Origin of the sequence: Mesorhizobium sp. IMUNJ 23033, from assembly GCF_044778005.1 — a bacterium.
Lineage (GTDB): Bacteria > Pseudomonadota > Alphaproteobacteria > Rhizobiales > Rhizobiaceae > Mesorhizobium > Mesorhizobium amorphae_A.
Map to the genome: position 1 here is coordinate 383,647 of NZ_JBJACT010000001.1, position 20,237 is coordinate 403,883.

The window sequence follows — 20,237 nt, forward strand, 5'->3', positions numbered from 1 at the left end:
GAGCGGCGCGACGTAGCGCCTCACGCCATCGCGTGGCGATGATTGGCCGAATAATGGCCGGTCAGATGATGCTCGAGTTGGCGCTCGATGTCGGTCAGCAGGCTCGATGCGCCGAAGCGGAACAGGTCGGGCTCCAGCCATGGCCGGCCCAGTTCTTCCTTCATCAGCACCAGCCAGTCGAGCGAAGCCTTGGCGGTCGAAATGCCGCCGGCCGGTTTGAAGCCGATGAGATAGCCGGTTTCCTCGAAATAGGCGCGGATGGCGCGCACCATGGCGAGGCCGACGGGCAGCGTCGCGTTGACGCTTTCCTTGCCGGTCGAGGTCTTGATGAAATCGGCGCCCGCCATCATCACCACCATCGAGGCCAGCATGACGTTACGCAGCGTGGCGAGATCGCCAGTGCCGAGGATGACCTTGAGATGCGACTCGCCGCAGGCTTCGCGCATCGAGACGATCTCGTTGTAGAGTTCCTGCCATTTCGCCCCGAACACCAGACCGCGCGGGATGACGACGTCGATCTCGTCGGCGCCGTCCCGCACCGAGGCCTCGATCTCCTGCAGGCGCGTCGACAGCGGCGCGAGACCGTGCGGAAACGCGGTCGAGACTGCGGCGACATGGATGCCGGTGCCGCGCACGGCATCGACAGCGGTGGCGACGAAGGGATGATAGACGCAGACCGCCGCCGGGCGGATGGTCTCGCCCGCTATGCCCAGGCCTTCGACGATGTCGCGGCGGAACGGGTTGATTGCCTTGGCGCAGAGCCGGCGCACGCGTTCCTCGGTGTCGTTGGAATTCAGCGTCGTCAGGTCCATGCAGGCGACGGCTCGCAGCAGCCAGGCGGCCTGGTTGTCGGCCTTGATCGAGCGCCGCTTGGTAAGGCTGGCGACGCGGCGCTCCAGCGCCGAGCGGTTGACGCTGCGCACCGATTCCATGAAGCCGAGATCGAGCCGCATGCCGGGATTGCGGGCAATGGCGTGGTCCGGCAGTGCAGGCGTGTTGGCGGCGGTGCGCGCCGGCAGCGGCGTGACCTTGGACGCGCCGGCGTCGGCTTCACGGATAGTGCTGCTCATCTCCTGCCCTCTTCATTCAGCGGCGTACGCCGAAGATAGCCCGTGAAGGTGCACTTCACGAGTCCTCAAGCGGCTCATAGCGGAAAAAGGCAGCGAACGCAGCAGATTTTTGACCGCATGGTCAAAACATGCGTTCGGATACAGGCGCCGAAGCGCCCCGACGTCTCAGCCGACGAAGGCGCGCTCGACGACGAAGCTCGACGGCTGATGCAGCGAGCCTTCATGGAAGCCCAGGCTCTCGGCCAGCTCCTTGACGTCCTTGAGCATGTGCATCGAGCCGCAGATCATGATGCGGTCGGTCTCGGGGTTGAGCTTGTCGATGCCTAGGTCGGAATAAAACTTGCCCGAGCCGATCAGCGCGGTGATGCGGCCCATGCGCGCCGACTCTTCGCGCGTCGTCGAGTTGTAGAGGGTGACACGGCCGCCGGTCAGTTCGCCGATCAGCGGGTCGTTCTCAAGTGCCGCCACCAGTTCCTGGCCGTAAACCAGCTCGGCATTGTCGCGGCAGGTGTGGGTCAGGATGACCTGCTCGAACTTCTCATAGGTGTCGGGATCGCGCAGCAGGCTGGCGAAGGGCGCGATGCCGGTGCCGGTCGAGATCATGAACAGGCGCTTGGCGGGGGTCAGCGCGTCGAGCACCAGCGTGCCGGTCGACTTCTGGCGCATGATGACGGTGTCGCCAACCTGGATTTTCTGCAGTTCCGAAGTCAGCGGGCCGTCCGGCACCTTGATCGAGAAGAATTCGAGTTCGTCGTCCCAGGACGGGCTGGCGACCGAATAGGCGCGGTAAACCGGCTTCTCGGCATTGGGCAGGCCGATCATGACGAACTCGCCAGAGCGGAAGCGCAGCGACTGCGGCCGGGTGATGCGGAACGAGAACAGGCGGTCGGTGTAATGCTTCACCGAGACGACCGTTTCGGCATAGACATTGGCCGGAATCGGAAACTGCAGCGGCCGGGCGCCAGCGGTGTTGAACGCGGATGTGGTGTTCATCAAACCTAACCTTCTAGGACGCCGACGCCAAACTATCCCCTGCTCGCCCGAACCAGTCAGGTTCCGGCGTGCCGTTTGCACACTGCGAAGCGGTAAGCTCTTGTGTCCCAAATTTATTAGTATACAAATGATATTTGCGTCAAGAGACCAGCGTAAAACACCTTTCCAAACTGAGACATATCCGTAGTCCGGGCATTTCGGGTTTCGACAATGAAAGAGAATTTTTCGGCGTTGCCGGGCAATGTCGTCGCCGGCATCGATGTTGGCGGAACCTTTACCGACCTGCTTCTGATCGACGGCAAAGACGGTGGCCGTGTGCATATCGCCAAGACCCCGACCACGGTCGACAACCAGGCCTTCGGCGTGGTTTCAGCGCTTGGCGCCACCGGATTTCCCATCGACGGCATCGACCTCATCGTGCACGGCACGACTACCACCACCAACGCCGTGCTGGAGCGCCGGCTGGCGAAAACCGGCATGATCACCACGCGCGGCTTTCGCGACGTGATCGAACTCGGCCGGCGCACCCGGCCGCAGCCCTATGGCATGACAGGAACGTTCGTGCCGGTCATTCCGCGCAATCTCAGGCTCGAAGTGTCGGAGCGGGTCGAGGCCTCCGGCGCGGTTCGGGTTCCGCTCGACGAAGCCGAGATGCGCACCGCTGTTTCACGGCTGATCGAAGCCGGCTGCGAATCCCTCGTCATCCATTTCCTGCACTCCTATGCCAATCCGTCGCATGAGTGCCGCGCCGCCGAAATCGCCGCCGAACTTTGGCCGAACGGCTACATCACCACGGGCCATGCGCTGCTGTCGGAAGCGCGCGAGTTCGAACGCGGCGTGACGGCTTCGGTCAACGCCTCGGTGCAGCCGATCCTCGAGCGCTATGTCGAGCGCCTGCGCAAGGAACTCGCGGCAAAGGGCTACGCCCGCGATTTCCTGATCATGAACGGCAATGGCGGCATGATCTCGGCCCGCTTCGTCACCCGTGAATCGGCAAAGACGGTGATGTCGGGACCGGCCTCCGGCGTCATCGCCGCCGCCTATACCGGAAAACGTGCCGGCTTCGAAAACCTCGTCACCTACGACATGGGCGGCACCTCGACCGACGTGGCGCTGATCCGCAACGCAGAACCGGCCGTGTCGAACGAGATCGAGATCGAATATGCGATGCCGATCCATGTGCCGATGTTGGCCGTGCATACGGTGGGCGCCGGCGGCGGCTCGATCGCCCGCGTCGATGCCGCAGGCCTGATCCAGATCGGCCCGGAAAGTGCAGGCGCCAATCCCGGTCCGATCTGCTACGGCCGCGGCGGCAACGAGCCGACCATCACCGACGCCAATCTGGTGCTCGGACGGCTGGCGCCGAAGAAGCTGCTGGCGGTCGAAAACCCGGTCACCGTCGAGCGCGTCACCGGCATATTCGAGGACAGGATCGGCAAGTCCACCGGCCTGTCGGGTGTCGAAGCGGCCGGCGCGGTGCTGCGTCTCGGCAACATGAAGATGGCCGGTGCCATCCGCATGGTCTCGGTGTCGCGCGGCCACGATCCGCGCGATTTCGCGCTGTTCGCCTTCGGCGGCGCTGGGCCGCTGCATGCGACAGCACTGGCGCGCGAGCTTGGCCTGCCGAAGGTGCTGGTGCCGGCACGGCCCGGCATCACCAACGCGCTCGGCTGCGTCGTCGCCGATCTCCGTCACGATTTCGTCAACACGGTCAACCAGCCGGTGGCGGCGCTCGATGAAAGCCAGCTCCACGGCATATTGGAACGGCACCGGAACGAAGGCGAGGAGCTGATCGGCAAGGAGGCGGTGATGCCGGAGACGATCCGCGTCACCCACTCCGCCGACATGCAGTTCGTCGGCCAGACGCATATCATCAACGTGCCGCTGCCTTCCTCTTCCGTCACGCGTGAAATGCTGCAGCGTCTGTTCGAAAAGGCCTATTTCGCCCGCTTCAAGGTCGAATTGCCGGAGATCCGCGCCAATCTGGTCAATCTCAACACTTCGGTGACCGGTGTCAGGCCAGCAATCGATCTTTCCCGCCTGATCGACCCGGCCGGACGCGCGAAAACACTCGACGAGGCACGGCGCGAAATCCGGCCGGTCTGGTATGCCGGCGCCTGGCACAACACGCCCGTCTACGCGCGCGAAAAACTGCCGCTCGATGCGGTGATAGAAGGGCCGGCGATCCTCGAGCAGATGGACGCCACCACGGTGCTCGAACCTGGCGACCGGGCGCGTTCGGACGCCGACGGCAACATCATCATCGATATCGGCGAGGCCTGAGATGGGAAAGCTCGACACCATCACGCTTTCGGTACTTCAGGCGGCCCTGCAGCAGGTCTGCGACGAGATGGACCTGACCTTTTCGCGCGCTGCCTTCTCGCCGGTCATCGCCGAGGCCAATGACCGTTCCGACGGCATCTATTCGGCGCTCGACGGCTCGCTGATCGCGCAAGGCAGCCAGGGCCTGCCGGTGTTCGTCGGGGTGATGCAATATTCGACCAAGACGGTGATCGAGATGATCGCCGACGGGCGCTGCCTGCCGCCGGAGCCCGGCGACATCTACATCGTCAACGATCCCTATCTCGGCGGCACCCACCTGATGGACGTCCGCTTCGCCATGCCGGTCTATCGGGGAGGAAAAATCTTCTGCTGGCTGTCGAACACCGGCCACTGGCCCGACATTGGCGGCTCCGTGCCGGGCGGCTTCTCGGCTTCGGCAACGGCGGTCGAGCAAGAAGGGTTGCGGCTGCCGCCGGTAAAGCTGTTCAAGAAGGGCGTGCTCGACGCAGAAATCTACGCCATCATTTGCTCGAACATCCGCGTCGCCGACCAGCGGATCGGCGATATAAGGGCGCAGGCCGCCGCACTGCTGGTCGGACAGGACCGCCTCAATGGAATCCTCGATCGTTACGGCGATGAAACGGTTGTCGAGGCGATCGCGGAACTCCGCCGCCGTGCCGCCGAGCAGATGCGTGCCAACATCGCCGCCATCCCGGATGGAACCTACAGCTCGAAAGCCTTCGTCGATTCCGATGGGGTGGTGAACGAGCCGCTGACCATTGCGCTCGCCGTCGAGAAGCAGGGCGACACGCTTACCTTCGACTTTGTCGGCTCATCAAAGCCCTGCGCCGGGCCGATGAACAGCGTGCTGGCGACGACCTTGTCGTCGGTCTATCTGGCCATGCGCCATATTTTCCCGGACGTGCCGATCAGCGCCGGTGCCTTCGAGCCGCTCATCGTCAAGCGGCCGGAGGGCACCTTCCTAGACGCGAAGTATCCGCGCCCCGTCTCAGGCTGCGCGGCCGAGGTGTCGCAGCGCATCGCCGAAGCGGTGTTCGCGGCCATGGTGCAGGCGCTGCCCGACAAGGTGACGGCCGCCCCCGCCGGCTCCAGCGGCAATTTCGCGCTTGGCGGCAACGACCCGGTGCGCGGCCGCGACTACGTCATGTACCAGATCTCCGGCGGCGGCTATGGCGGCAATGCCGGCCATGACGGCCTGACCAATGGCTGCTCGACGATAGGCATCTCCAAATCGCCGCCGGTCGAGATCATGGAGCAGGCCTTTCCGGTGCTCTACCGCCACTATGCCTTGCGCGAAGGCTCCGGCGGCGCCGGCAAGCAGCGCGGCGGTTTCGGGCTCGCCTATGAGGTGGAGATCCTGCGCGGCGACGCTCGTGCCTCCTTCGTCATGGACCACGGCCGCTTCGGCCCGCAAGGCGCGCTGGGCGGCAAGGACGGCGCGCCCAATACGGTGTCTGTCTTCCGTGGCGGCGCGGAACATGTGCCGCCGCACCTGTCCAAGGAACAGGACATCGCGCTCAAGGCCGGCGACCGCGTCCGCGTCGGCACGCCGGGCGGTGGCGGCTATGGCGATCCGTTCCAACGCGAGGCAAATCTGGTGCTGAGAGACGTGGCACTCGGTTACTACACGCCCAAGGAGGCCAGTGATAAGTTCGGCGTTACCTTGTCGGCGGACGGGCTGGCCGTAGATCGGGCGGCAACCGAGAAGCGGCGCGCCGGCTAGAGCGGTTCATCGTTTTACGGTAACGCCGAACCGCTCTATCTCTTTGTTTTGACGCAATTCCCAAGGGAAAGCGCTACGCGCTTTTCCCGGGAAAACCGTTTCACGCTTTTCCTGGAATTGCTCTAAGCCTCTCCGTCTCTTTCACGCCCTGACGAAACGACTCCATCAAGGCGTGAATCTAAGCCGGCTTCAAATATCCAGATTGGCCACCGACAGCGCATTGTCCTGGATGAACTCGCGCCTCGGCTCCACCTCGTCGCCCATCAGCCGCGAGAACAGCGAGTCGGCATCGGTGGCGTCATTGACCTTGACCTGCAGCAGCGAGCGCACATTCGGGTCGAGCGTGGTTTCCCAGAGCTGTTCGGCGTTCATCTCGCCAAGGCCCTTGTAGCGCTGCATGGTCAGGCCCTTGCGGCCGGTCGCGAACACCGCGTTGAGCAGCGCCAGCGGTCCCGAAATGGTCTCGGAAACATCCTTGCGACGCAGCACCGGCGGCGTGCCGTAGACTTCGGTCAGGCGCGGCGCATAGCGATCGAGCTGGCGGGCGTCGGCCGAATTGATCAGCCCGAGATCGAGCTGCGCGAACTCCTTGACGCTGCGCACCGTGCGCTCGAACACATAGCCGCCGACGCCTTCGTTGGAGGTCGACATACGGCCGGTCCAGCCGCGCTCGGTGTCCTCGGCAATGATGTCGAGGCGCTTGGCGACACGCTCGGCCATGGCGTTGGCGCGGCCAAGATCGCCGAGCACATCCGGGTTGAGCGCGCCGGCGATCGCCGCCTGCTCGACCACACTGCGGTTGTAGCGCGTGTGCAGCCCGTTGATCAGCTGCCGCACCGCCAGCGCGTCGTCGATGGCGCTGCGCAAATCCTGTCCGGCCCGCACCTCGCCGGAACCAAGCGAAAGCGACGCTTCCTCAAGCCCCGAGCCGATCAGGAATTCCTCGAACGCGCCTTCGTCCTTGATGTATTGCGAGCTCTTGCCGCGCGTCACTTTGTAGAGCGGCGGCTGGGCGATGTAGAGGTGGCCGCGCTCGATCAGCTCCGGCATCTGCCGGAAGAAGAAGGTGAGCAGCAAGGTGCGGATGTGGGCGCCGTCAACGTCGGCGTCGGTCATCAGGATGATCTTGTGATAGCGCAATTTATCGGCGTTGAACTCGTCCTTGCCGATCGAGGTGCCGAGCGCGGTGATCAGCGTGCCGATCATGTCGGAGCCGAGCATGCGGTCGAAACGTGCCCGCTCGACATTGAGGATCTTGCCGCGCAACGGAAGAATGGCCTGGTTCTGCCGCGAACGACCGCCCTTGGCCGAGCCGCCGGCCGAGTCACCCTCGACGATGAAGATTTCGGACTTGGCCGGATCGCGTTCCTGGCAGTCCGCCAGCTTGCCGGGCAGCGAGGTGACGCCGAGCGAACTCTTGCGGGTGATGTCGCGCGCTTTGCGCGCGGCTTCACGCGCCGCGGCGGCCTGGATCACCTTCTCGATGACCACCTTGCCCTCGGTCGGGTGTTCTTCCAGCCAGGTGCCGAGTGCCTCGTTGACCAGCCCTTCCACCACCGGGCGGACCTCGGACGAGACCAGCTTGTCCTTGGTCTGCGAGGAGAATTTCGGGTCCGGAACCTTGACCGACAGAACTGCGGTCAACCCTTCGCGGCAGTCGTCGCCGATCAGCGACACCTTCGCCTTCTTGGTCTGGCCGGAGGATTCGCCATAGCCGGTGATCTGGCGCGTCAGCGCACCGCGGAAGCCGGCCAGATGCGTGCCGCCGTCGCGTTGCGGGATGTTGTTGGTGAAGGCCAGCACGTTCTCATGGTAGCTGTCGTTCCACCACATCGCCACCTCGACGGTGATGCCGTCGCGCTCGGCCTTGATGGCGATAGGCTTGTCGATCAGCGGTTTCTTGACCCGGTCGAGATATTTGACGAACTCCTCCAGCCCGCCATCATAGTGCAGTTCGTGGCGCACGATGTCGGCGTGGCGGGCATCGGTCAGCACGATGCGCACGCCGGAATTCAGGAAGGCCAGCTCGCGCAGCCGGTGCTCCAGCGTGCCATAGTCGAACTCGACCATGGTGAAGGTTTCGGACGACGGGAAAAAGGTGATCTCGCTGCCGCTGCGTCCGTCATAGGTGCCGGCAGTCTTGTTCTGCTCGTAGCTGCCGGTGACCTTCAGCGGTGCGTCGGCATTGCCATGGCTGAAGCTCATCTCGAAGATCTGGCCGTTGCGGCGAATCCTGAGTTTCAGCCAGGCCGACAGTGCGTTGACCACCGACACGCCGACGCCGTGCAGGCCGCCCGACACCTTGTAGGAATTCTGGTCGAATTTGCCGCCGGCATGCAGCTGCGTCATGATCACTTCGGCCGCCGAAATGCCTTCGCCGGTGTGGATATCGGTCGGAATGCCGCGGCCATTGTCGATGACAGTGACCGATCCGTCGGGATTGAGCGTCACCGTGACGAGGTCGGCATGGCCGGCCAGCGCCTCGTCGATGGCGTTGTCGACCACCTCGTAGACCATGTGATGCAGGCCCGAGCCGTCATCGGTGTCGCCGATATACATGCCTGGCCGCTTGCGGACAGCATCCAACCCCTTCAAAACTTTGATGGAATCGGCGCCGTACTCGGCTTCCGCGCCGTTGGCGCTTTCAGTCTGATCGCTCATGAAAACCTGTCTGATTGATGGCGCTGGCCCGGTGCCGGAAATTGGCTCCGAATCGCGCCGTTTTGATGTCCTAGATATAGGCGCAAAAGGCGGTTTTTCCAAGGTTTGCGAGCATTTCCGGGGTGCAAGAGCCGGCTATCGGCGACCGGCTTCGGTCAGGCCTATTTCACGCGGGCCAATCGATCCCTGAGAAACTTGATCATGAACTTGTAGCGCGGCGCCAGCCGGCCGCTGCGGTCGAGCTCCAGCGTCATCTCCAGCGCCTCGGAAAGAACCGCCTTCGGGTTCTTGGCGACCTGGGAATAGTCGATCATCGCAACCACCAGATCGCGCTGCCAGGTGGCGTTGTCGGGGTCGGATTGGGCAAGCTGCTGGCGGATGTCCAGGCTATCCTGGAACGCCTGCCGCGCACCCTTGATGTCGCGCTGCTTGACCTTGAGCATGCCGATCTCCGACAGCGTTATCGACAGGTCGCGCTGCCAGTCGAGATTGGCCGGGTCCAGCTTCGCCAGCCTGTCGACGATGACGAAACTGTCGAGATACAGTTTGAGCGCGCCCTTGCGGTCGCCCTGGATGGCAAGCACGCCGGCGACCTTTTCGAGGCTGACCGAGAGGTCGCGCTGCCACTCCGTGTTTCCGGGGTCGCCGTCTGCGAGCTGACGGGCCTGCGCCAGCGCTTGTTGATAGGCCGCAAGCGCTGCCGGCCAATCCTCCTGATCCTTCAGCGCACTGCCGATCTTGGTGTTGCCGACCGACAGATCGCGCTTCAGCTCGGTGTTATCGGGGTCGCGGCTCAGCAGCCGTTCGACGATTCCTAGGCCTTTGCGGTAGGCGGCAAGCGCGCCGACGGCGTCGCCGCGCTCGCGCTTGAGGTCGCTGATCGTGTCGTGACTGACCGAGACGTCGCGTTGCCTTTGCGCGTCGTCGGGCGCCTTCACGGCCAAGGCAAGGCGGATAATCAGGCCTTCTTCAAAGGCCGCCTGCGCATCGTCCAGCTGTCCCGCGGCACGTGCGAGGCGGGCGATCTCGTCATAGGAAATGGTCAGGTCACGCTGCAGGTCGGCGCGCTCCGGCTCGTTGGCGGCGAGCACTTTCTTGATCGACAGGCTTTCCTGGTAGACTTGTGAGGCGCCGGCCAGATCGCCGTTTGTCACCAGCACGTCGCCGATCTTGTCGTCATTCATGGCCAGATCGCCGAACCATTCCAGGCGGCCCGGGTCGGCCGAGGCCAGCTCACGCAGCATCGCGCGCGCCGTCTGGTAGTTCTGCAGGGCCGCCGGCAGATCGCTTGCGCCATCCTGATGTTGCCGAGCTTGGTGTGGCTGATGGCGAGATCGCGCCGCACGCCCGGATCGGTTTCCTGCCGCGACCTTTGCTCGAGATTGGCCCGCAGCGCCTCGAAGGCGCGACCGGCGGCGGTGATGTTGCTAACGGTGGTGTAGAGTTTGCCCAGCTCATCCAGCGTGCGGATCTGGCGGTCGAAATCGTCGGGATCGAGCGCCGACGGCCCGGCCTCGCCATAGAGCGCCAGCACAGCCTCATAATCCTTGATGGCGGCGCCATAGTTGAGGTCGGCGCGGGCCGCACCGCTCGACAGAAAGCGCGTCGCGGCTTCGGACAGTGTGCGACTGGCGAAATTGGCCTTCAGCGCCTTGCGCGACACACTGTCGATGCCGGCGGCCTCGGCGAGTTTTGCCCGCGCGGCATTGAAAGCGCCGAGCGAAAGCTGCTCTTGCGCCTGCTGGCGCAGCGCGCTCACCTGCGGATCGCTGGCGCCGAGACCCCTTCATTTCGCTGCGCACCTTGACGAAGGCGTCGGCGGCCTCGCGCAGCCTGGCGTTCACGCCGAAAGATGGCTGGCATCGGCGCTGATCAGCGCGCCATAGAGCGGCGCCAGCGGCATGTCGGCATCGCTGGCGATCCGCTCGACCTCGTCGCGCATTTGTGGTGTCACCTCGGCCATGGCCAGCAGCAGCCGCTCGCGCTCCGGCAACTGCTCTCTGGTGGATGCGGCGAAGAACAGTTGCGGCAGGCCGCTCTCGACATAGGGCAGTTGCTTGCCGCGCGTCAGGTCGTAGACCTCCTGCTGCACCAGCGTCAGCACCGAGCGGATTTCGAGCCCGTCGGTGCCGAGATATTTCGCCAGCGCCGCGGTGAAAGGCGAGTTCTGGCCCGTGCCGTCGCCGGCCGTCTCGCCGGGCGCGGCGGAAAAGGCAAACAGGGTATTTTCTGCCTTCCCGATACGGCCGAGACCGGGCCGCACCTTGTCCGAGACATTCTTGGCCAGCGCTGTCGCGCCACGGCCTTCGCCGGCGCTTGCCGTGAACGGATCGCTGCGGCAGGCGTCGAGCACGATCAGCCCGACCTTGGCCGTCGCGGCGACGGCCTCGCGCACCTCTTCCAGCGGCAGGCTGGTCCTTTTCAGCGCATCGAGCGAGGAAGCGTCGGCATCGACCGGCAGCAGCCGGTTGTCGCCGGAGATTTCGACGCCATGGCCGGAGAAATACACCAGCGCCACGTCGGCGCCCTTGGCATCCTCGCGAAAATCGTAGAGCGCGCGGCGCATGCGGCGCAGATCCCGGTTGGTTTCGACGACGCCTCGAAGCCGAGCTTTTTCAGCGCCGCTTCCATCGCCTCGCCGTCATTGACGGGATTGGCCAGCGGCCGGATCAGCCGGTAGTCGTCATCGGCGACGATCAGCGCCACGCGCCGCTCCGCCATGGCGGCGGCGGCCGTCGACAAGATCAGCAATAGCGCAAACAGAAATCGCAAGTCGAACCGCCCCGGCCCGGTCAATGGCCGGAGCATTTCATCTCTTTATGGCGTGAACAAGCCGGGTTGTCTTGCCGGTAAACGGAGCCTAACCGGCCCGCAGCGGCTTCAGCGCCTCGCTCCAGCGGAACAGCTCGTCGAGCATCGTTCTGGTACCGCCAAGCACCTGCTCGCTGGGCTCGAAAGCGCCATCCTCATCGAGCAGCTTCTGATAGGCATGCAGCGCCACGCCCTCGGGGATCGGCATCACGCCGACCGAAGTCAGCAGCGGCTTGACCGCCTGCGCCGCGCGCAGGCCGCCGGAGACGCCGCCATAGCTGAAGATGGCTGCGGGTTTGTATTTCCACTCGCGGGAGAGATAGTCGACCGCGTTGACGATCGCCGGCGCCACGAAATAATTGTACTCCGGCGCCACGAAGACGAAGGCATCTGCGGCGTCGATCGCCTTCGACCAGGCCTTGGTGTGGTCCTTCTCATATTTGGCGAGCTTCGGATGATGCGGCTCATCTAGCACCGGCAGGTTGAACGCGGCGATGTCGGTCAGGACGGGCTCGAACTTGCCGTGCTCGCGCGCAAAGCCATCCAGCCACTTGGCGAAAACCGGTCCGGCGCGGCTGGGTCGCGTGCTGCCGATGATGACGTTCAACCGGTGTTTCAAGGCGGGCTCCTGGAATGATTGGCAGTGGCGGTACCTGTTGGTGACCGTCACCTAAGCCACGCGCCAACAAGCGGCAAGAAGGCACGGCGAGGGGACCGGTCACATTCCGGGGAGCGGATGCCCGGTGCCCTGCCGTTCGGCCACATGGACGCCGGCTTTGCCGCTCACTACATTGGGGTATCAGCGGAGCATCCGATGGACACGCAGCCCGCCCCTTTCGTTCGGCCCGCACCGAAGCCGCGCACCACGCCGCCGTCGACGCTGGAGATGATGCGCATCGTCCACCGCAATCCGCTCGAGCTGTGGGGCGAGCACACCTACAACGAACCCTGGATCTCGGTGAACGGCATTGGCGGCCCGCTGGTCATCGCCAACGACCCTGGCCTGATCCGCCATGTGCTGGTCGACAATGCCAGGAACTACAAGATGGCGACGGTGCGCCAGATGATCCTGCGCCCGATCCTGCGCGACGGCCTGCTGACCGCCGAGGGCGAGGTGTGGAAGCGCTCGCGCAAGGCGATGGCGCCGGTGTTCACGCCGCGCCACATCTTCGGTTTTGCCCAACCGATGCTGAAACGCACGCTGGACTTCGTCAGCCGCTACGAGGCCGGCGGCACTTCCGACATCGCCCACGACATGACGCTGCTCACCTACGATATCCTGGCCGAGACGCTGTTTTCCGGCGAGATTTCGGGCGAGCCGGGCAGCTTGGCCAGGGAAATCGACCGGTTGTTCGAGACCATGGGCCGCGTCGATCCGCTCGACCTGCTGCGCGCGCCCGAATGGCTGCCGCGGCTCACCCGCATCCGTGGCCGCAAGACGATGGCCTATTTCCGCAAGATCGTCACCGATACCGTCCGGATGCGCGAGGAGCGGCTGAAGCGCGATCCCGATGCGGTGCCGCAGGATTTCCTCACGCTGCTGCTCAAAGCCGAGGGGCCTGATGGGCTGACGCGCGCCGAGGTCGAGGACAACATCATCACCTTCATCGGCGCCGGCCACGAGACGACGGCCCGAGCTCTGGGCTGGACGATCTATTGCCTGGCCGAGGCGCCCTGGGAGCGCGAAAAAGTCGAGCGCGAGATCGACACTGTCTTGGCGCGCGAGCCTGATCCGACGAAATGGCTCGATGCCATGCCGCTCACCCGCGCCGCCTTCGAGGAGGCGCTCAGGCTCTATCCGCCGGCGCCGTCGATCAATCGCGAACCGATCGAGCCGGAGACCTGGAACGAGCTTTACATCCCCAGGCGCGCCGCGGTGCTGGTGATGCCGTGGGTCGTGCATCGCCACAGAAAGCTGTGGGACCGGCCGGACGCCTTCATGCCCGAGCGTTTCCATCCAGGGAATCGTGAAAAAATCGACCGCTACCAGTATCTGCCGTTCGGCGCCGGCCCGCGCGTCTGCATCGGCGCCAGCTTCGCCATGCAGGAGGCGATCATCGCGCTGGCCATCATGCTGTCGCGCTTCCGCTTCGACACCACTGCCGAGACGAAGCCCTGGCCGGTGCAGAAGCTGACGACGCAGCCGCAGGGTGGATTGCCGATGCAGGTCACCGCCAGACACGCCTCATAACCCGCAGCGAATTTCTGCCGGCTACGCGGCCGACTTGCGCTGGAACTGGCCTGCGGCGCGGAAGCGCCAGAGGTAGCTTGGCAGAATCGTGCCGATCGACTGCGGCTGGATGCCGAGGCCTGCAAGCGTCCTGTTTTCCCTGGCGGCCGCGTCCGAGACGATGTTGTGCTCGCGCAGTTGCAGCACCTGGTCCTTGGTCAGCATTGGGTTGGGCAGCAGGCCGAGGATCGACGCCTGCATGTTCGCCACCCACCATGGCACCGGCATCAAAATCCGCTTGCGCTCGATGACGGTGAGCAGTTCTTCCATGCATTCCTTGAAGGTGAGCACCTGCGGCCCGCCGAGCTCGTAGATCCGGCTGCCCTCGACCTTGCCCTCGACCGAGCGCGCCACCGCCTCAGCGACATCGCCGACATAAACTGGCTGGAACTTGGTGTGCCCGCCGCCGAGCAGCGGCAGCACCGGCGAATAGCGCGCCATGCTGGCGAAGCGGTTGAAGAAGGCGTCCTCGGGTCCGAAATTGATCGAGGGACGGAAGATGACGGCATCCGCGATCGTCTCCAGCACCGCCTTTTCGCCGAGCGCCTTGGTGCGGGCATAGTCCGATTGCGCGTTGAGGTCCGCTCCCAGCGCCGAAATATGGGTGAGGCCGGCACCGACCGAGCGCGCGGCTTCGGCGATGGCGCGGGAGCCGAACTCATGCACGGCGCCGAACTTCTGCCGGCCGCTCTCATGCAGGATGGCAACCAGGTTGATGACATGGTCGGCGCCCTGCACGGCACGGTCGACCGACCAGCGCACGCGCACATTGGCCTGCACCGGCTGGATCTGGCCGACATTGCCGAGCGGTTGCAGATGGCCGGCGAGATCGGGCCGGCGGACGGGCACCCTGATGCGGTAGCCGCGCTTGGCCAGCGCCCGAACGACATGGCGGCCGACAAAACCGGACCCGCCGAACACGACGACGAGCTTGGGGGTCTGCAGGATTTCGGTCATGGCTGGCTCCGGCGCTCGCAAGCTTGGCTGAAGCCGCTTCTTAATCCGTTTCGAGGCAAAGGCAAAGAGCGACCGGAGGTCGCTCGTGACCTTGTTTCAGAGCAATTCCAGGAAAGGTGTGAAGCGGGTTTCCCGGGAAAAGCGCATAGCGCTTTCCCTTGGGAATTGCGTCCAGGCAGACCAGCCTCAGAACGCCTTGCCGATGCGCGCGTCGACCGAATGGCGGTTGCCGCCACGGATGACGAAGAAGAGCAGGATCGCCGCCCACAGCAGCGACTTTTCTGCGCCGGAAAAACCTTGGCCGATGGTGACCCAGTGGAACCAAACAGTCACCAGAAGCACGAACATCCCGGCAAAGGCAGCCGGGCGGGTGAGCAGGCCGATGGCGATGAAAATGCCGCCGAAGAATTCGGTGCAGGAGAGAAGCAGCGACCAGAACGCGCCGGGATAGAAGCCGAGGCCCTCGACCATCTCGGCGGCGCCGAGCGGATCGGTGATCTTCTGTGAGCCATGGATGGTAAGGAAGATGCCGGCGACCGCCCGCAACATGGTTTCCGCGGCATTGTTCAGTGTGGCGTAGAGGCCGCCAAGGGCGGGAATGAAAAGGTTGTTGCTGGTGTTGTCGGTGGTTGCGGACAAGGCGGTCTCCCTCTGTTGCTGTCATCCGCAGACGCCCGATGGCGTCGGGCGGTGTCAAATAAACAAAAGTTGACCATCGCACACATGTTTTTCTTGACAGGAGACAAAACGTAGAAAACCCCGCCGAAGCGGGGTTTTCCGGGTGACGTTCGTGTCGAAACCAGGGTCCAACGAGACGGCCTGACCTGAGACGGTATCAGCTTGGCGTGAGACGCCCGCCCCAGCCCTGGACGCATCCGACAGTAGGCACCGACCGGGCAAACCCAACCCGGACAAGCATTGGTCGCCGGGGTTGACCGGAAGGTTCAGCGACGGACGCAAAAATCCACGCCTGCCCCACAGCCTCGCGCGAGAGATCGGCTATTTATTTGATGGATAAGGATTTTCAGGCCGAGTAGCGCTCGGCGAATTCGGAAATGCGCTGCACCACCGCCTTGGGGGCGTTAATGCCCCGCGCTTGCGCCTTCTCCGCCGCCTCGGCCCGGGCGCGTCCCGGCACGTGCACGCCGTAGCGCCGCCGCAGCCGGTCGAGCTGGTCTCTCATGCGCTGCTCGAAATCCGGATCGAGCAGCTTCGGCTCGATCGCAAGCACGAACAGGCCGGTTCCCGGGCTGTCCGGCCCGCCGCTGAACCAGGGTGCGTCGAGCGACCAGTTGGCGCCGGACAGGCCGGCCGCCAGCACCTCGACCATCAGCGCGATGTTGGCGCCGCGCTGGCCGCCGAAGGCAAGCATGGCGCCCTTCATGGCCGCCGCCGCATCGGTGGTCGGGTTGCCGCTTTCGTCGAGCGCCCAGCCTTCAGGAATTTTCTTGCCGTCCTCAGCCAGCCTGCGGATGTTGACGAAGGCAGTGGCGCTCGACGACTGGTCGATGACTAGAGGCGATCCGTCGGCGGTGGGTGCGGCAAACGACATCGGGTTGGTGCAGTAGACCGGCTTGACCGAGCCTGAACCGGCAAGCACCGCCGGCCCGTTGGTGGCGGCGAAGGACACCAGCCCAAGTCCTGCCAGCCGGCCGGTGAAATAGCCGAGGGCGCCGCACGTATAGGCGTTCTTCTGTGAGAAGATCGAGACGCCGAACAGTTTTGCGGCCTTGGCGAGATCGTCGATCGTGCGGTCGAAGCCGGTATGGGCAAGGCCGCCACGCGCGTCGGAAAGATAGACGGCGAGCGCCGGCCTGGTGATGACGGGATCGGCATTGCCGTCGATGCGGCCGGCTTCGATCGCTTCCAGATAATCGATGAAATGCGTCAGCCCGACCGAGGTCAGCCCTTCTGCCTCGGCCGCGACGATCGAAGCGGCGAGCGACTGCGCTGCTTCCTCATTGGCGCCGGCGCCCAGCGCCGCCATCCGGCACAATCCGGTTGCCTGCTCGAGACTGAGTTGCATGGCGATGAATCCTAAGTGAGTAGGGAGTAGTCAGTAGTGAAAACGAGTCAGCGAATGGCCGACTACACCCTATTTGCCACTCACTACTCGCTAACCAATCTTGTTCGGGATCCGCGCTTCGATCCGGCTGAAGGCGAACACGAGAATGCCGGTGATCGCCATATAGATCAACGCCAGCAGCAGCAAGGGTTCATAGGTGAGGTAGGTGTCCTGTCGCACCTTGGACGAGACGGCGAAGATGTCGATGACGCTGATCGTCGCCACCAGCGGCGTTGACTTCAATTGCAGCACGGTTTCGCCGGTCAGGGTCGGCAGCGCCCGATAGATGGCCTGCGGCAGCCAGATGCGCCGGAAAATCTTCCAGCGGCTCATGCCGAACGCACGGGCAGCCTCGAGCTGGCCCTTCGGCACGCCGGCGAAGGCCCCCCGCATCACCTCGCCCTCATAGCCGGCGAAGGACAGCGTCAGCGCCAGGACGCCATAGGGCCAGGCCTGGCGGAGATAGGGCCACATCCAGGACTCGCGGATCCAGGGGTACTGCGGAAACAGCGAGCCCAGCCCGTAATAGAGCAGCCAGAGCTGGATCAGCAACGGCGTTCCCCGGATCACGGTGCAGAAGGCCTTGGCGGGGGCGGAAAACCAGAACGGGCCGGCGGCCTGCGCCAGCCCGAGCGGCACGGCGAGCAGGAAACCCAGGAAGCAGGTGACGGCCAGGATCCACAGCGACCGCCACATGCCCAGCAATCCCATTTCGTAATATTGCGGCAGCCAGTCCCAGCGCATGAAGAAGGCGGCGCCGAGGACCAGCGCCAGCGCGATCAGGATCAGCACGATACGATGCGGCTGCAGCCACAGCGATGTGCGCGCGGCAACGTTGATGATGGTCGCTTCGCCGGCCATCAACGTGCCTCCTTGACCGAAGGCATGCCGCGCAGCGACCAGGCCTCGACGCGGCCGAGGATCAGGTTGGAAAACAGCGACAGCATGAGATAGAGCGCGCCGGCCGCGACATAGAAGGTGAAATAGGCTTTGGTGACGCCCGCCGCCTGCCGTGTTGCCAGCGCGAGTTCGAAAAAGCCAACGACTGCCAGCAGCGCGGTGTCCTTGGTGGCGATCAGCCAGAGATTGGCAAGGCCGGGTATGGCGAAAGGCAGCATCGCCGGCAGCGTGATGCGCCTGAGAAGAAGGCCGGGAGACATGCCATACGCGCGCGCAGCTTCAATTTGGCCCTGCGGAATGGCAAGGATCGCGCCGCGGATGACCTCGGTCGAATAGGCGCCCTGGACAAAGCCCAGCACCGCGATGCCGGCCGCAAGCCCGCTGATGTCGATACGCTGATAGCCCATCGCCGTCAGCAGCTGGTTTATCAGGTCGGTGCCGGCGTAATAGAGCAGCAGGATCAGCACGAGTTCCGGTACAGCGCGCACCACGGTCGTGTAGACGGCGAGGAGATCGCGCACCACCGGGCCGCCATAGAGCTTGCCATAGGCGCCGCACGTACCGATCAGCAGACCGAGGCACGTTGCGCCGACCGCGATCTCTATCGAATGAAGCAGACCGAGCAACAGAGTCCCGCCCCAGCCGGGCGGCACGGGCGAGAGAAGCTCGATGATGCCGGCCGCCGAGGCCGGAAGAAGTGCTTCGATCAGCTTCGCCCCCAAATGGCTGGCGCCAGGACTGCTGGAGGTTTCCGCCAGCAGCAAGCTTGCATGGACAGGTCTCGACGAAACCATGCGGAGTGGGGAGCACTCCGCATGGCTATTCGCTCAGCTGCGGCCGTCAGTTCGACTGGCTGTCTTCGCCGTAGATGTCGAAATCGAAGTACTTCTTCGAAATCTCTTCATACTTGCCGTTGGCGCGGATCGCCTTGATGCCGGCGTTGATCTTGTCCTTCAGCTCGGTGTCTTCCTTGCGGATGCCGGCGCCGACGCCGGGACCCAGAACCTCGACGTCCGGAGCCACCATGCCCTTCAGGTCGCAGCACCCCTTGCCCTGATCGGACTTGAGGAACTCGCCGAGTGCGATCGAATCGGCCTGCACCGCGTCGACACGGCCGGCTGCGAGGTCCTGGTTGGCCTCGTCCTGGGTCTGGTATTCCTTGATTTCGGCCGCACCGGTGAAGTGCTTCTTGGCGTAGACGGCATGCACGGTCGACACCTGCACCCCGATGACCTTGCCCTTGAGGTCATCCGGCGTGGCGCCGAACTTCTGGTCCTTCGGCCCGATGATGGCGGTCGGCGTGTTGTAATACTTGTCGGAGAAGTCGATCGTCTTCTTGCGCTCGTCGGTGATCGACATCGAGCTGGCAATGACGTCGATCTTCTTGGTCGTCAGCGCCGGGATGATGCCGTCCCAGGCGACGGGGGTGATGACGCAGTCGAGCTTTTCTTCAGCGCAGACAGCATCGATGAAATCGATCTCCCAGCCGACCCATTTTCCCGAGGCGTCCGGCGAGGTGAAGGGCGGGTAGGGCTCTGCGGCGACGCCGATCTTGACCGGATCGGCCTTGGCCATGCCCATGGCGGCAACGCCGAGCAGCAGCGCTGCGGCGAATGTCTTCAGAACAGTCTTCATTTTCACGACTCCCAGTGTGTTGTTGGTTCCCGGTTCTTCGCCCGCTTACCCCGGATCGTTAGCCGATGTTGCGGATGAATTGTTTGAGCCTTTCGGATTTGGGCGCACCGAAGATCTGCTCCGGTGGTCCTTCTTCCTCGACCAGCCCGTTGTAGAGGTAGACGACATGCGTCGCGACCTCGCGGGCGAACTTCATCTCATGCGTGACCAGCACCATGGTGCGGCCTTCGCGCGCCAGGTCGCCGATCACCTTCAGCACCTCGCCGACCAGCTCCGGATCGAGGGCCGAGGTCGGTTCGTCGAACAGCATGACGCGCGGATTGATCGCCAGCGCGCGGGCGATCGCAGCCCGCTGCTGCTGGCCCCCAGACAGATAGGCCGGATAGACGTCGCGCTTTTCGGCGAGGCCAACGCGGGCAAGCAGCTTTTCGGCCTGGGCGATCGCCTCGTCGCGCTTGACGCCGAGCACGTGCACGGGAACCTCGATGACGTTCTCGATCAGCGTCATGTGGCTCCACAGGTTGAAGTTCTGGAACACCATGCCGAGCTTGGAGCGGATGCGTTCGATCTGCCTGCGGTCTGCGGGAACAGTGTGGCCGTGGCTGTCGGCCTTCAGCTTGATCTCCTCGCCATTGACGCGGATGATGCCGCTGGTCGGATTTTCCAGGCAGTTGATGCAGCGCAGCAGAGTCGACTTGCCGGAGCCTGAGCCGCCGATGATGGCAATCACCTCACCGTCGCGCGCCGACAGCGAGACGCCCTTCAGCACATGCAGCTCGCCAAATTTCTTGTGCAGGTTCTCGACATGGATGGCTTCGGCGGCGCCGTCCTGCGCCGTATGCTTCAGTGCGGGAGCCGTAGCCGACGCCATTACGCTTTCGGTGCTCC

At 64.2% G+C, this 20,237-nt stretch carries 16 protein-coding genes and 1 pseudogene; 3 read left to right on the forward strand and 14 right to left on the reverse strand.

The window, feature by feature from the left end; all coding sequences use genetic code 11:
• Positions 1 to 20: 20 nt before the first annotated feature.
• Both deoC and ACFX5Q_RS01865 read right to left on the reverse strand, forming a co-directional pair.
• Positions 21 to 1,070 carry a deoxyribose-phosphate aldolase gene (deoC, locus tag ACFX5Q_RS01860; RefSeq protein WP_404274916.1) on the reverse strand — a complete coding sequence of 350 codons (1,050 nt, stop codon included), beginning with the start codon at positions 1,068 to 1,070 and terminating at the stop codon, positions 21 to 23.
• 165 nt (positions 1,071 to 1,235) lie between these two features.
• On the reverse strand, positions 1,236 to 2,063 hold the full coding sequence (locus tag ACFX5Q_RS01865) for a ferredoxin--NADP reductase (RefSeq protein ID WP_404274918.1): 828 nt from the start codon (positions 2,061 to 2,063) through the stop codon (positions 1,236 to 1,238).
• 210 nt (positions 2,064 to 2,273) lie between these two features.
• Between ACFX5Q_RS01865 and ACFX5Q_RS01870 the strand changes: the two genes are divergently transcribed.
• Both ACFX5Q_RS01870 and ACFX5Q_RS01875 read left to right on the forward strand, forming a co-directional pair.
• Entirely contained in the window at positions 2,274 to 4,346 is a 2,073-nt protein-coding gene (locus ACFX5Q_RS01870; protein ID WP_404274920.1) for a hydantoinase/oxoprolinase family protein, read from the forward strand.
• A gap of 1 nt (position 4,347) precedes the next feature.
• The gene (locus tag ACFX5Q_RS01875; protein WP_404274922.1) at positions 4,348 to 6,090 is read left to right on the forward strand and encodes a hydantoinase B/oxoprolinase family protein; all 1,743 of its coding nucleotides are present in this window, start codon (positions 4,348 to 4,350) and stop codon (positions 6,088 to 6,090) included.
• A gap of 189 nt (positions 6,091 to 6,279) precedes the next feature.
• Here the strand turns inward: ACFX5Q_RS01875 and gyrB are convergent, their stop codons facing one another.
• The 5 genes and pseudogenes from gyrB to ACFX5Q_RS01900 form a co-directional block, all read right to left on the reverse strand.
• Positions 6,280 to 8,751, reverse strand: coding sequence for a DNA topoisomerase (ATP-hydrolyzing) subunit B (gene gyrB, locus ACFX5Q_RS01880; RefSeq protein ID WP_404274924.1), 2,472 nt, complete (start codon positions 8,749 to 8,751; stop codon positions 6,280 to 6,282).
• Positions 8,752 to 8,912: 161 nt separating this feature from the next.
• Entirely contained in the window at positions 8,913 to 9,995 is a 1,083-nt protein-coding gene (locus ACFX5Q_RS01885; RefSeq protein WP_404274926.1) for a hypothetical protein, read from the reverse strand.
• Positions 9,932 to 10,510, reverse strand: coding sequence for a hypothetical protein (locus tag ACFX5Q_RS01890; RefSeq protein WP_404274928.1), 579 nt, complete (start codon positions 10,508 to 10,510; stop codon positions 9,932 to 9,934). Before ACFX5Q_RS01890 ends, ACFX5Q_RS01885 begins: the two co-directional genes overlap by 64 nt.
• An 81-nt stretch (positions 10,511 to 10,591) precedes the next feature.
• Positions 10,592 to 11,559, reverse strand: a pseudogene (locus tag ACFX5Q_RS01895) (caspase domain-containing protein).
• Between the two features lie 52 nt (positions 11,560 to 11,611).
• Positions 11,612 to 12,181, reverse strand: a complete 570-nt coding sequence (locus ACFX5Q_RS01900) for an NADPH-dependent FMN reductase (protein WP_404274930.1) — start codon at positions 12,179 to 12,181, stop codon at positions 11,612 to 11,614.
• Between the two features lie 195 nt (positions 12,182 to 12,376).
• Between ACFX5Q_RS01900 and ACFX5Q_RS01905 the strand changes: the two genes are divergently transcribed.
• On the forward strand, positions 12,377 to 13,753 hold the full coding sequence (locus ACFX5Q_RS01905) for a cytochrome P450 (RefSeq protein ID WP_404274932.1): 1,377 nt from the start codon (positions 12,377 to 12,379) through the stop codon (positions 13,751 to 13,753).
• 21 nt (positions 13,754 to 13,774) lie between these two features.
• Here ACFX5Q_RS01905 and ACFX5Q_RS01910 read toward each other — a convergent pair whose 3' ends face one another.
• The 7 genes from ACFX5Q_RS01910 to ACFX5Q_RS01940 all read right to left on the reverse strand — a co-directional run bounded on the left by ACFX5Q_RS01910 (position 13,775) and on the right by ACFX5Q_RS01940 (position 20,220).
• Positions 13,775 to 14,749 (reverse strand): complex I NDUFA9 subunit family protein, encoded by a 975-nt coding sequence (locus ACFX5Q_RS01910; RefSeq protein WP_404274934.1) that lies wholly within the window; start codon positions 14,747 to 14,749, stop codon positions 13,775 to 13,777.
• A gap of 186 nt (positions 14,750 to 14,935) precedes the next feature.
• Positions 14,936 to 15,388: a DoxX family protein gene (locus ACFX5Q_RS01915; protein WP_404274936.1), complete on the reverse strand. Its 453-nt coding sequence runs from the start codon at positions 15,386 to 15,388 to the stop codon at positions 14,936 to 14,938.
• A gap of 385 nt (positions 15,389 to 15,773) precedes the next feature.
• The gene (locus tag ACFX5Q_RS01920; RefSeq protein WP_404274938.1) at positions 15,774 to 16,775 is read right to left on the reverse strand and encodes an Ldh family oxidoreductase; all 1,002 of its coding nucleotides are present in this window, start codon (positions 16,773 to 16,775) and stop codon (positions 15,774 to 15,776) included.
• A 90-nt stretch (positions 16,776 to 16,865) separates the two neighbouring features.
• The gene (locus ACFX5Q_RS01925) at positions 16,866 to 17,675 is read right to left on the reverse strand and encodes an ABC transporter permease (RefSeq protein WP_404274940.1); all 810 of its coding nucleotides are present in this window, start codon (positions 17,673 to 17,675) and stop codon (positions 16,866 to 16,868) included.
• Positions 17,675 to 18,340, reverse strand: a complete 666-nt coding sequence (locus tag ACFX5Q_RS01930; RefSeq protein ID WP_404275354.1) for an ABC transporter permease — start codon at positions 18,338 to 18,340, stop codon at positions 17,675 to 17,677. Before ACFX5Q_RS01930 ends, ACFX5Q_RS01925 begins: the two co-directional genes overlap by 1 nt.
• Positions 18,341 to 18,554: 214 nt before the next feature.
• The gene (locus ACFX5Q_RS01935) at positions 18,555 to 19,349 is read right to left on the reverse strand and encodes a transporter substrate-binding domain-containing protein (protein WP_404274942.1); all 795 of its coding nucleotides are present in this window, start codon (positions 19,347 to 19,349) and stop codon (positions 18,555 to 18,557) included.
• Between the two features lie 58 nt (positions 19,350 to 19,407).
• Positions 19,408 to 20,220, reverse strand: a complete 813-nt coding sequence (locus ACFX5Q_RS01940) for an ABC transporter ATP-binding protein (protein ID WP_404274944.1) — start codon at positions 20,218 to 20,220, stop codon at positions 19,408 to 19,410.
• Positions 20,221 to 20,237: the final 17 nt, after the last annotated feature.